The organism is Mesotoga sp. BH458_6_3_2_1 (assembly GCF_003664995.1).
Lineage (GTDB): Bacteria > Thermotogota > Thermotogae > Petrotogales > Kosmotogaceae > Mesotoga.
Genome location: NZ_JFHL01000018.1, coordinates 1 through 12,828 on the forward strand (window position 1 = coordinate 1; position 12,828 = coordinate 12,828).

Annotated in this window: 11 protein-coding genes; 3 read left to right on the top strand and 8 right to left on the bottom strand. The window is 43.4% G+C overall.

The genetic code is table 11. From position 1 onward, the window contains the following. Positions 1 to 230: 230 nt before the first annotated feature. Positions 231 to 497: a hypothetical protein gene (locus Y697_RS14710; RefSeq protein ID WP_183083783.1), complete on the bottom strand. Its 267-nt coding sequence runs from the start codon at positions 495 to 497 to the stop codon at positions 231 to 233. Positions 498 to 618: 121 nt separating this feature from the next. Between Y697_RS14710 and Y697_RS08910 the strand changes: the two genes are divergently transcribed. Then, positions 619 to 1,134 (top strand): class I SAM-dependent methyltransferase, encoded by a 516-nt coding sequence (locus Y697_RS08910; protein ID WP_259462415.1) that lies wholly within the window; start codon positions 619 to 621, stop codon positions 1,132 to 1,134. A gap of 302 nt (positions 1,135 to 1,436) precedes the next feature. Here the strand turns inward: Y697_RS08910 and Y697_RS08915 are convergent, their stop codons facing one another. From Y697_RS08915 to Y697_RS08925, 3 genes are all read right to left on the bottom strand, one after another. Further along, complete coding sequence (locus Y697_RS08915; protein WP_121551281.1) at positions 1,437 to 2,609, bottom strand: MalY/PatB family protein; 1,173 nt, start codon at positions 2,607 to 2,609, stop codon at positions 1,437 to 1,439. A gap of 95 nt (positions 2,610 to 2,704) precedes the next feature. After that, entirely contained in the window at positions 2,705 to 4,153 is a 1,449-nt protein-coding gene (locus Y697_RS08920; protein WP_121551478.1) for a glycosyltransferase, read from the bottom strand. Beyond that, positions 4,153 to 5,085 carry a carbohydrate kinase family protein gene (locus Y697_RS08925; protein ID WP_121551282.1) on the bottom strand — a complete coding sequence of 311 codons (933 nt, stop codon included), beginning with the start codon at positions 5,083 to 5,085 and terminating at the stop codon, positions 4,153 to 4,155. Before Y697_RS08925 ends, Y697_RS08920 begins: the two co-directional genes overlap by 1 nt. Before the next feature lie 170 nt (positions 5,086 to 5,255). Between Y697_RS08925 and Y697_RS08930 the strand changes: the two genes are divergently transcribed. Both Y697_RS08930 and Y697_RS08935 read left to right on the top strand, forming a co-directional pair. Continuing rightward, on the top strand, positions 5,256 to 6,962 hold the full coding sequence (locus Y697_RS08930; protein WP_121551283.1) for a M3 family oligoendopeptidase: 1,707 nt from the start codon (positions 5,256 to 5,258) through the stop codon (positions 6,960 to 6,962). An 89-nt stretch (positions 6,963 to 7,051) separates the two neighbouring features. Further along, positions 7,052 to 8,842 (top strand): hypothetical protein, encoded by a 1,791-nt coding sequence (locus tag Y697_RS08935; protein ID WP_121551284.1) that lies wholly within the window; start codon positions 7,052 to 7,054, stop codon positions 8,840 to 8,842. A gap of 64 nt (positions 8,843 to 8,906) precedes the next feature. On the opposite strand, the gene Y697_RS08940 is transcribed toward Y697_RS08935, so the two are convergent. Genes Y697_RS08940 through Y697_RS08955 form a run of 4 tightly spaced genes read right to left on the bottom strand, consistent with a single transcriptional unit; the run spans position 8,907 to position 12,731 of the window. After that, positions 8,907 to 9,830 carry a carbohydrate kinase family protein gene (locus Y697_RS08940; protein ID WP_121551285.1) on the bottom strand — a complete coding sequence of 308 codons (924 nt, stop codon included), beginning with the start codon at positions 9,828 to 9,830 and terminating at the stop codon, positions 8,907 to 8,909. A 6-nt stretch (positions 9,831 to 9,836) separates the two neighbouring features. Then, entirely contained in the window at positions 9,837 to 10,418 is a 582-nt protein-coding gene (locus Y697_RS08945; RefSeq protein ID WP_121551286.1) for a 2-oxoacid:acceptor oxidoreductase family protein, read from the bottom strand. A gap of 13 nt (positions 10,419 to 10,431) precedes the next feature. Continuing rightward, a complete protein-coding gene (locus Y697_RS08950; RefSeq protein ID WP_121551287.1) occupies positions 10,432 to 12,300 on the bottom strand; it encodes a thiamine pyrophosphate-dependent enzyme in 1,869 nt (622 codons plus the stop codon). 32 nt (positions 12,301 to 12,332) lie between these two features. After that, a complete protein-coding gene (locus Y697_RS08955; protein WP_121551288.1) occupies positions 12,333 to 12,731 on the bottom strand; it encodes an OsmC family protein in 399 nt (132 codons plus the stop codon). Positions 12,732 to 12,828 lie beyond the last annotated feature (97 nt).

Below are 12,828 nucleotides of genomic sequence, written 5' to 3' on the forward strand. Positions count from 1 at the left end.
TAATGTGGGAAGGACTCTCTTGCTACTTTCTCTTTGAACTTCTGAAGGGCTCTTTCGATGGAAGCTGGGTCCTTAACTTTTCTCATTTCCGCACCTCCTTTTATTAAACTCTAGTTCTACATTCATAATATATCACATAAAATAATGAAAAGTCAAGCACATAAATAAAAATATCTTCGATCACTATAATTATTTCTTCTATAAAAATAAGTATTTGTTTTATAGATCAATCAAATAGTGATTTTGACGGAATCAGGAAGTTCTTCTGGGAATAAACTGTAGAAGTCGATCAAAATATTGTCTGAATGTACCGCTATTTGAATCGAAATACTGTGATTTTGCTTTGAGAATATGGAGTTGATATTCAATGAAAGCAGAAGGTGGTCCAGTAATCCAATTAAACTCCAAAGTATGGAAATCATTTCACTTTCAAATGTATAATCAAGAAAGAAGGCGGGTGGTATATGGAATGATCGATTTATGACGAGTAAGTGCATAATATGTGGTTCCGCCACTCGAGAGATTCTTCACAAGAAATTTCAACTTGAATATCACTACTGCGACATGTGTGGCTTCATTTCAAAGGATGCGGAGAATCGAATCTCTCAGGAAGATGAGTTGAAGATATATAGGAAACACAATAACAGCATAGACGATCCCCGATATGTTGCCTATTTCAAGGATTTCATCGATTCTGCCGTGATTGATTTCGTTTCTTGTGGAAGAAGCGGGCTTGATTTTGGAAGTGGTCCCTCACCTGTATTGGCAACGATTCTCGATAGAGATTATGGTTTTGATATGGATAGTTATGATCTGTTCTTCGCGCCAAACATGGTCTTCTCGGGAAAGAAGTATCATCTAATTACCTCAACAGAAGTATTCGAACACCTTGGTGATCCTTTGGAGTATTTCAAACTGCTAGCAGGCTGTCTCAAAGACGATGGACTGCTTTCAATAATGACTCTTTTTCACCCTTTGGATGATGAAGAATTTCTTGACTGGTATTATATTAGAGATATGAGTCATATATCATTCTTTACCAGCAACACTATGAAGGTCATTTCAGAAATTTCTGGACTTGACTTAGTGTTTACGGATAATAGGAGATATACCTCGTTCAGGCTGAAGAGATAACATCAATTCTTGGGCATCAAGTCATAAGTGAAAACAGACCCTCTATTTGAGGGCCCGCTTTTCAGTTTAGGAATTTCCGAACAGGGGTGGGGTCTAGGAAATTTGTCTTTGTATAATCAAGTCAAATAAGAGAAATGTCTCAAAAGAATGTGATTTTGCATACCAGTATCGATGTTCCTCGACCAATTCTAGTCTATCCAAGATGTATGTCAATTAACTCAGCGTGACCATTTATTAAGCATCTGTGTACTTCTTTTCTGCATGTAAAACCACAAGCTAAATGGTCGTAGCCGATTAAACAATCAGCAGGATTTCCAGACATTGATTAACCTCTTCATGGCCTCTTCAACGATGGCTCTAGGACATGCAAGATTTACTCTCATGAATCCTTCACCTTCGATGCCAAATATAGAGCCGTCTTCAAAACCAACCTTTGCCTTTTCATACAGCAAATTCTTGAGCTCTTCCACACTCATGCCTGTACCCCTAAAATCAATCCATGCAAGATACGTTCCTTCAAGCTCGGTGACCTTTACTTCCGGGAAGTTTGCTTTCAAGAAATCTCTCATGTACTCGAAGTTTCCACTGATGTATTCAAGCAATTCTTCAAGCCAGTGTTCTCCCTTGTTATAAGCTGTTTGAAGTGCGATTGTGCCAAAAACATTAGACATTCCGGCTCCGACAGAACTCAACATGTTCGAGTACTCACTTAGAAGTGTGCTAGAAGATGAAATCACCGCCGCCGAAGAAAGTCCCGCGAGATTGAAGGTCTTGCTTGGAGCTACACATGTAAGTGTGATAGAAGAAACCTCTTCAGATATCGTGGCGATCGGTATATGTCTGTTGTTACCAAGCACAAGGTCCGAATGAATCTCATCAGAAATAATCTTGATGTTACTGCTCAAGCAGATCTCTCCGAGCTTTGAAAGTTCATCTCTTGTCCAAACTCTCCCTACCGGATTGTGGGGACTGCAGAGGATGATAATCTTTGTTCTCGAATCAATCTTCCTTTCCAGATCTTCGAAATCCATTGTGTATCTTCCGCCGGACTCAATCAAAGGGTTCAGAATCAACTGACGGCCCGTTTCTTCAACTGCTTTGAAGAAAGGATAATATACTGGTGTCTGCACAATGACCTTGTCTCCCGGATGAGTGAGTGCCATGATGGCAATATGAACTGCCGGGACTACTCCGGGTGCATGTGAAATCCACTCTTTTTCTACTTCCCATCCATGCCTTCTAGAGAGCCAGCTCACAATAGATTCGTAGTAGCTGTCCGATCGTGCGGTATATCCGTAGATACCGTGTTTGGCCCTGGTTACAATCGCTTCTACGACTTCAGGTGGTGATTCAAAATCCATATCGGCTACCCACATCGGCAGGAGGTCATTTTTCCCAAAAAAGAGATCTGCATGGTCCCATTTGATACAATCCGTTCCTCTTCTTTCGATAATTTTATCAAAGTTGTACTTCACTGCTTTCCTCCATCTTCAAAGTTGTGGGCATAACCCATAAGAAAATTTAACCTCAAAAGAGCGCCCGAAGAACGAAGAATCATGAGATATCACAATTACTCAATGAAAGGAATGTCGATTCCGGTAAAAAAACACTCTGGGATCTCCGGCTCGGGATGTTCGTGCCTAATCTTTTCCTTAATCTGATTAAGATAGCCTTCGGCAGCTGATTTCCACGTATATTTTTCAGTGACGCGATCAACGCCCCTGGAACTCATCTCTTCCCAGAAATCGCTGCCGCTAAAGATAGCTCTCTTAATCCCACGAGCAATGTCTTCTGTTTCAAGCGGATCGACAAGTATTCCGTATTCTATGTTGTTTTCTCTCAGAGTTTCTACGGGGCCTCCGCTAGACGTTGCCACTGCTGGCAGACCACAGGCCATCGCTTCAATCGGGGCGAGGCCAAAAGGTTCATAGAGAGAAGTTAGAGCGAATACCGATCTTCTCTTCGATCCAATTCTGTATAGAGCGGCCAGTTGAAGCTGGTTCTCAATATCCATGAAGATGACTCTGTCCATTATTTCGTTTCTCGATATCTGATCTATGATTTCTCTAAGCACTGAGCGATCCGGTTCTTCAAGTGAACTGTATTCCTCGTATGGATCGTGCAGACCGCGAGTTACAATTACCAGGTTGCTTGTGCTGTTCAATTCTCTGTCTTTTGCGAATGCCCTTACCAATCCAATGTGATTCTTTTTTTGCTCAAGCCTGCTTGCCACAATAATCATGGGAAGTTGAAGTCGGGACAGATCTGAAAACCTTTCGACGGCTTTCCTGAATTTTCTTTCGATCATTCCATCTAGTTCGGTTGAGTTCGTAGTAAATATATCTGTATTGACTCCTGGAGGAACAACAGAGTACCTTGAGTCGTTTCCAACGTCAGAGAAGTCCCTGTAGAGTCTATGACTGTACTGCTGAAACCTCTCCATAGATGTAGAAACGAAGTTGATTGCTGAATACTTCATTGCAATTCTTTCGGCCGCGATTCTGAAGGAGAAGTTGAACTCTCTTTCGATCTGGAGTCTGTCTGCTCCAGTTTGGAGTAGTTTATCAAGTTTTTGAGCACCAAGAGAGTGAGCCGTGAAGGAGTAAGGAATTCCAGTCTCCCTAAATAGCATTGCTCCAGTCAGCCCACCATCTCCGTAATGAGTTGTTACGAAATTCGGTAGTGTGCGTTCTGCATGGTAGAACTCTTTTATTCTTTTTGCGAACTCACCCAGATGGGGCCAGAGTTCTTCTTTCCTCAAAAAGCCTTCGGGGCCGAAGGGGATTCGAACGATTCTCAGGTTGTTTCTTCCCGGGTAAGAATCGAATTCATCGGAAAACTCCGGCCATCTATCATCGACTATCCTCCTTGTAACAATGTCACAATTGATTCCCATTTCCGACATGGCCGACGCGATCTCCTTCACATAGACTAATTGACCTCCAAAGTCGGGATGTGTTGTCCAGTAACTGTCGTTCCTGTCGAAATTCCCCTGGGGATTTATAAACGCAACTCTCATCAATTATCACCCGCCTCGAAAATTGCCTTCAGCGCTTCCACAGAAGGCAATATTACATCTTTTCCCTCATGTTCGATTCTGAAAGCCGCACAGTAGTTCCCATAAACAGCTGATTCGAATACGTCCTTTCCATTAAGCAATCCGAAGAGAAGACCCGACCAAAAAGCGTCTCCTGCCCCTGTGATGTCTACGACTCTTCTAGCGCAAGGCGGAAGTGTTTCAATTCTTCTTCCGTCAGATATAATCGTGCCTTTGTGGCCGAGAGTCAGAACAACGTTCCTTGCTCCGGCCTCATGGAATCTGCCAATGTAATCCAAAGGTTTCCCGGGGCCGAAAATGTGATATGAGTCATCTTCGGAAGGCTTGACGATAAAGCAGTACCTCATAAACTCTTTAATGAAGGATTTGCCGTCTTGGTTTGTCTCCCACAGCACTTCTCTGTAATTAGGATCGAATGCAATCTTAATTCCCATTTTCAAAGCAAGAGCGATCAATTTCATGCAGACGGCTCTTGTTCTCTTCCTTGAGAGCGGCCATGATGTAAAATAAATGAATTCGACACTGTTCAGAAAATTATGAATGTCTTCAGGTTCTTCGAGAAAACAGTCAGCCCCTCTAATTGCCATGAACTGAGGAGTCGATTGTGACTTCGAAACAAACACAACCGAAGTATGAGCGTGAGGGTCCAGCTGGACAAATGAGGTGTAGATGCCTCTGGAGCGCAGATGTGTCAAATACGCTCTTCCAAAGAAATCGTCACCCAATCTTGAGAGAAGAGCTGTATCTACACCAAGATCGTTAAGATTCAAGACAAGGTTTCCCGGAGAACCCGCGAAGAATCTTCCAAAAGAAGATGCTTCGCCAAGATCCTTCACGACGCTGCTAGATATAAGGTCGATAAGCAGTTCGCCTACGACTGCGACTCTTGACAATTCAATGCCTCCTTCAATCATAAGTCTATCATCACAAATGAAATTTCGAGTAACTGCTTCATAAACTGCCAGGGAGTTGACTTATAGAGGTTGTTCCTCAGCCGGCTAAGCAGTGTATAGTATAATTAAATTAACACTTAATACACATATTTGAGACGGGAGGTTAGTAAATGTCCGAATCCACCATTGAAAAGCATAAAAGGAGATATATTGCTGAAGATCTTGATCTGTCTGTATGGGAGAATTTGGAGGGCGAGTTGAAGAAACTGGAAGAATTCGAAATTGCTGACGGGGATTCGCTCGAGGATTTTCTCAACTATTGGAGTGAGCTCTTCATGATCCTTCAAGAGCAACTCGCGTGGAAATACATAGACATGACTAGATTTGCGGACAACGAAGATAAGAGACTCGAGTACTCAAGGTTCTACGCAGAGGTCTACTCAAGATCTGAGCCTTACAAGATCAAATTAATGAATAAGTATCATTCCAGCCCCTTCAGAAATGATCTCGACAGCCACAGATATGAAAACTTCGATGCCATAGTGTCGAATACCGTGGAGCTCTTCAGAGAAGAGAATCTCGCCCTGGAGATTCAGGAGAAGAAGATGGCTTCTGAATATGCGGCCATTATTGGTTCTCTAACGGTTAATTATAGAGATCACGAGTATACTCTATCGCAGCTCTCTAAGTTTCAACTTGAGCCTGACCGTTCAGTTAGGGAAGAAGCGTGGCGGCTTTCCATGAGCAAGTTGAAAGAAGTGCACAAGAATCTGGAAGAACTCTTTGACAGACTTCTGGCGGTCAGAGTACCACAAGCCGAAAATGCGGGATTTAGAAGTTACAGGGACTATATGCACCTGAAGAAGAACAGGTTCGTCTACTCGGTTGACGATGTCATTAGGTTTCATGAATCGGTGGAAAAAATTGTTGTACCATTCGTTGCTGAACTCAACGAAAAAAGAAGGAAACAGCTTGGACTGCAGAAGTTGAGACCCTGGGACTTGAGTGTTGAGCCCTCTGGAAAAGTACTAAAACCCTTCAGAACGATGGAGGAATTTGTTCAAAAGGCAATAAGAATTCTTGAGAAAGTTGACCCCGAGTTCGGCAGAAATCTATTCAAGATGAAGGAAAATGGTTTGCTTGATCTTGAAAACCGAAAGGGGAAGGCTCCCGGTGGTTACAATTACCCGCTTGACGAAACCGGTGCCCCCTTCATTTTTATGAATGCAACGGGAACGCCGGCAAATGTACGGACTATACTTCATGAATCGGGCCACGCAATGCATTCATTTGCAACCGTTAATGAGAAGTTGATTGCCTACAGACATGCAACACATGAAGCTGCTGAACTTGCTTCAATGTCGATGGAGCTTCTGACGATGGATTACTGGGATGAATATTACTCGGCCGATGAGGTTAGGATTGCCAGACTGGAGGAGTTAACTGGCACTTTGAGTTTCCTGCCTTGGTGTATGGTTGTCGACTCTTTCCAGCAGTGGATATATACGAATCCAGATCACTCTTCTAAAGAAAGGGATAGGAAATTTGCGGAGATTTTTGATCGTTTCAACACCGGTGTTGAGTGGACAGATCTGGAAGATTTGAAGGAAATTCGATGGCTCCTTCAGCCTCACATATTTACGAACCCATTCTACTATATTGAGTACGGCATAGCTCAACTAGGAGCACTTGCGATCTACAAGAACTACCGGGAGCGGGGTCCTAAAGCCATCGAAGAGTATAAGAGGTTTCTTTCCATGGGTTACTCAAGGCCCCTCGATGAGTTATTCAAAAGCGCCGGAATAGAATTTGATTTCTCGGAGAAACACCTGTCGGAACTCATTCATTTTGTCGGGAGCGAGCTAGTCTCTCAGTAAATGGTTCTGTGCTTTTGCAATAATAGACACTTGCCTCTGGTAGCTCGGCCATCAACGACCGCGTTAAAATTGGCCGAGGAGGTGTTTCTATGAAGAGATTGATCTTTGTGATTTTGCTGCTAATTATTCCCTTAGTTGGAATGGCACAAGTTGAAGAATTGAAGGCCAAGCTGGCAGAGAATCCTCTGGATTTCGAGAGCCTGCAGGCCCTCTTGAAAATCTATGATGAAGATTATGACTTAGAGAGCTATGGAACAATCTTGAAAGAGGTAGTTTCGTCGGTAGATGAAATACCCGAAACCATGTATCAAGTGATCAAAGAAGGAATAGAGAAACTTATCGACAACTACTACTCAGACTATGCCGAGGAGATATCGGAAAGGCTGTATGATCTTGAACCAAAACGAGATTCACTATTACTCTACTTGAAAACAATGAACAGCAACTGGAGCCTGTCGGAAGAGATAGTTAGAGAAGCCGTAGGTAGACTTGGAGAAAATCAAGTCGAAGCCTATGTCTTTCTGCACGATGAGTCTGTCGAGCTTTATCCAGCTGAACTGCAGTTAATAGTATCAAGAATTCTGGTAGAGGATTTTGGAGAAACAGATTATCTTATACCTTATATTGTTGGATTGTTGGATGACTACGATTTTTCAACGGCGAGAAGCCTTTTGGACGAGAACTCAGAACTGCTTCATTCAGAGCCCATGTTTTATTACCTCAATGGAATTCTAGATCTGGAGGGCGGCTACTACGAAGATGCCGTCGATTGGTTTCTACAGGGCAAAGCTTTTGATGATGGATCGGATATTCATGAGGCGTTGTCCTTGATCTACTATGTTTATATTCCGGAGCATGTAAGCGCATTATTCAGCGCCATCGTTCTTGCTGATGATGAAGCGTCGCTAACCTCAAACATCCAGGAGTTTATGGTCAACTATGAAGAACTTCCCTGGATCTTATCCTGGATTTCGAGAGTGCCGGAACCTAAGAAATTGGTAGAGATACTTTCCGAGGAAGAGGCAGTAATTTCATACAACTCAGTAAATTTCGATATGGAAAAGATTAGTATAGGGTTCTACGATGTTGCGGGAGTACTTCAGGGTAATGTAGCCAACGCAATTTATGGGCAGTTTTTGGATGCTAGAACCTATGTTTATATCTCCGAAAACATGGAAGGAGTTTTTGTAGAAGGAGAAAGAAAGGCAAGATTTGATGGATTTGACGTCTACTCGCTCTCACCTGATAGGAGCAGGTTTTTGATTATGGATACCTGGGGAGAGACTATCTCTATGGTAAATAACGATATGAGTATTCTGTGGTCAATACCTGCGGAGTATTCAATGATTCCGGTTGCCTGGTCCCCTGATGGATCCAGAATTGCAATATCTACTGGCTGGGATATCTACTCAATAATAGATGTGGAATCGGGAGAGGTTATCGAAGCGCTCGAGAGCTACTATGATCTTGTTTTCTTGTCTGATGAAGAAGTGTACGCAATTGATTATGATGGAGATATCGTAAGACTTGAAGACGAGTCTACTTTGGATACAAATTCCCCGGCCTTATGGGCCGGATTCGGAGATAATGACAAGATAATCTACTTTGAATACCCCGAAGAATACATGGATTTCTCCTATGATTCACTCCACGTTTTTGATCTAAATACAGGCGAAGACAAAATTGTCTCTGACAGGGCTTTATTCATGGATGCTCCGGTGCCTTCTTTAAAGATAGAAGGAAGTCTCCTTTACTTCACCGAGACAGATCTTGAAGGTCTGCACCGGATAGTCGTACTTGATTACACAACAAATGAGGTTCTCTTCGAGAGCTCTCCCAGCAGGGATGTTTTGATTTTTCCAGATGTAAGACCTGAATAGAATCGAAAATGCCGGCGTAGAGCCGGCATTTTCGCTTGTTATGTGATACAGATCTTGCATGTACTCACGATAATTGCTCCGAAGCTTCACTCTTTTCTTTGAAGAGTAGATCAAGATGATCCTTAGTTATCAGTTCCGAAGACACCCCTTTCTTTGAGCAACAATACCGGGCCGCTATCTGACCTCTCAGAACAGATTCTCTTATTGAATACCCATCGAAAAAATAACTGGACAGGAATCCTGCTGCGAGACTGTCGCCTGCACCATTTGTGTCAACGACTGGCTCGGCTAGTTCAACAGGATCGAAATATTCGATCCCTTTATCATTGCCTACGACACAACCTTTATTTCCCAATCCACAGATTACGACTCTATCGCTTCGGATCTCTAGGTATTTTTCGATAAGGAAGGAGGGATCGCTAAAGTTTGTTGAAGAAAAGAATAGTACATCGGCCTCTCTAACGTAATCTTCTCTGTAGGAATCATCTGGATCTATGACATCTTGAATATCTATCGACAGAGTGAGCCCGGCTTTCTTTAGAGGCCTAAGTAGATTTCTAGTCCAGTTGACGATGTTAATGTGAGCCAGCTTTGTTCCAGAGAGATAGGATAAAACAGCTTCTGTGTCGACTTCAAGGATCATAGACCCCTTTCCGTCATAGAAATTCTTTCGTCCCCCGTCCTTGTACATAAGATTTACGCTTCTCTTTGTTCCCAATGGATCGATTCCCAACAGAGATATATCGATACCCTGATCTAAGAACACCTCTCGAATGTGCTCTCCAAAATAGTCTTCTCCCACATAACCTATGAAACAGATTCTGTGGCCAAGTCTTCTGAGACTCTGGGATGAATATCCTCCGGCTTGCCCAATACAGTCGAGATTCTCTCCGAAACTGGTCTCTACCGAGAAATCAACCTCGTTTCCCGATAGATAGACGTTTGTATCGATTCCAATAGCTCCGATTACAGCAGCATCGAAAACCATATTGGATTACTCTCGTCTGGAAAGCCTTCTGAAAAGCTCAAGGTTCTTCGTCAGTAGATCTCCATCCATAAGGTCCGAGAGAGAACGCTCATAATGATCAACTGAAACTCCTGGAATAAGACCGTCACGGGCTATTCTTCCCATTAACACTACATTTTGCATTCGGGCATCCTTCAAATCCTCTTCAAGTTCCCGAATCGCCCTTACATCTCTCTTGCGAGATTCTCTTTCGATATCCTCATTCTTGATCTCTCTCGCCTTTCTCAGTCTTACATCTAGTGGCTGCCAGACGGTGTCATAGTATACAAGAGTTCCCTTTTCTTTCAAGTAATCCACCATACCCCTAAGAGCCTCATGACGTTCAAGGGCTATTACCATATCGGCAGTATGCTTCATTATCAGAACGGAGTTAACGCTGCTCCCAATTCTGAGGTGAGAAGAAACCATCCCACCTCTCTGTGCCAATCCATGGGTGTCGGCACCAATAGCTCTTTGTCCGGAGTGATCAACTGCTCTAAGCAATGCCTCGCTTAGCAATCCTATTCCCTGACCACCAACTCCAGTGATGTAAATATCAAATTTCTTCATTATCTCACATCCTTCACTTGTCATCGGGGACAATTGCTTCTGATGGGCACGTCTGAATACACGATCTGTCTCCGATGCAGAGATCTTTTTGAACCCATATTGATCCATCATCGGCTATCTGGTAGCTTGGGCATGCGAAGTCACTGACACAAACAAGTTTTCGATTGCATTTCTCGCTTACCCGGACAGGGTTCGGAAGAGGTCGGCCCTTTCTCCGAAGTTCACGTGAAAATTTCAGCATACAGGGATGCTTCGCGATGATCACCTTGAATCCCTCTTCTTCAAGAGCTTCTTCAACGAATCGAGTTAACTTTGACTGGTTGTAAGTATCGACTTCTCGGATATTCTCTACTCCAAGTCCCTCTAGGACCTGTCTTACAGGGATTTTTTGGGTCACCTCTCTAAAATTACGGCCGACAGCCGGGTGATCTTGATGACCCGTCATGGCTGTTGTGCCATTTTCCATAATTATCAGAGTGAAATTGTGCTTGTTGAAAATAGCGTTTATTATTCCCGGCAATCCTGCGTGGAAGAAAGTTGAATCTCCGAGAAAAGCCACAACTCTTCTAGAATTGTTGAACAGGGAAAGGCCAGAAGCCGTGCCACTTGAATGACCCATGCAGAGTAGCACTTGGCCAATTTTGTAAGGCTCCAGGTAACCCAGCGTGTGACATCCGATATCTGCTACTGTGATGTCGGAGTCTTTCAGCGCTTTCTTTATTGAATGGAATGCGGATCGGTGGCCGCAACCAGGGCACATTTGTGCCGGTCTTGGTGTCAGTTCAACTCCTTTAATTCTTGGTTTGGAAGGTTCAACAAGATCTTGCCAGGTCTTTGACAGGACTTCTTCAACCTTATCAGGAGTGTATTCTCCGATCCAATCTTCAAGGTCCAACTTCCCGATGATTTTAGTCTTCAGTCCGTTGTCATAAGCAATGGCTTTGGCTTCTTTCTCAATAAGATTGTCAAGCTCTTCAAGTATTTTGACCTCTTCATGAGAAGAGAGAAAATCTACAATTTCCTTTTCCGGAAGTGGGTGAACAATTCCCAATTTAAGGATGTCGGGTCGTGTATCCGACGAGCCGATAACGTCTAGAAGTGATAGGTAGGGAGCCCCAGCTGTTATTATTCCTCTTGAAGTGTCAGTGCCTTCTATGACTCTGTTCAAACAAGAAGCTTGGGCCATTCTTCTAAATTCTTCGAGTTTTTTCAGTGCTCTTCGTTTCATTTTCAGAGCATCGGCTGTAATTGGAACATACGGCCCGTTTTCAACTCCGAATTTCGGCTTATTATCTCGGTCATGAGTATTCAGCTTTCCAAACGATACCCTTTCTTTGGCATGACACACGTGAGTCGAAAGCCTCACAATAATCGGCATGTGCAAATTTTGCGAAAGTCTCGATGCTTCGAGAAACATCGAGTAGGCTTCGGAAGGAGTTGAGGGTTCCAGAACTGGTACGTAGGAAAGATGAGCTATATGACGATTGTCTTGTTCATTCTGGGATGAATTTGCCCCGGGATCATCACCAAGCACAACAACCATGCCTCCGATGAGTTCCATCAGAGAAAGTTGAACGAAAGTATCGGCTGCCACGTTTAGTCCGACGCTCTTGAAGAACACACACGAAAGATGACCATTGATAGAAGCTCCAAAGGCAACCTCTGTGGCAACCTTCTCGTTTACTGAAAATTCGAAGTACATTGGATTTCTTTCCGCGGGGATCGAAGCTATTGCAGCTGCAATCTCTGGAGTGGGAGAGCCGGGGTATGATGTAACCGCCCTGACTCCCGCTTCCAGCATACCTCTCACAACCGCGGTGTTTCCCATCATAATTTCTGAACCGCTATTTGGAGACAAGAGCATCTCACCCATTTTCTTCATAAGATCCCACCTCTCGACAAGATTGTCGCTTATCAGTCAAAACTCACTTCCCAGACTATTTCTGCCACGCTGGAAACGGTTTTGTATACTGAACAGTATTTTGTTGCAAGCTCAAAAGACTTCTCAACTGAACTTCTGTGAGATAGATCTACTCCCTTTATCCCGACCTTTATCTCGCATAGCTTGAGAGTGGTAGGGACTTGTTCTCTCTTTTCTCCCCATACTTCAATATCTGCAGCAGTGAAGTCAATTCTCTTTTTGTTAAGAATATCAAGGAATGTAGCATGTAAGCACGATACCAAACTCATTAGCAGCAGGTCGTAAGGTGCCGCACCGTCTGAACCGATTTTCACTTTGTAGTCGAAATCCGTTATTCCTGTCCCGGTGAAGCCTTCTGTGAACTTGACCTTCACATGAACTTTACTTCCCATTTTGTACCTCCTTTGGTTAAGATGCACTATATTGAGTAAACCAACATCATCCAAAATAGCCGTCAGCTGGAAAAGACCAAAACAGAAGAGCTGCAGT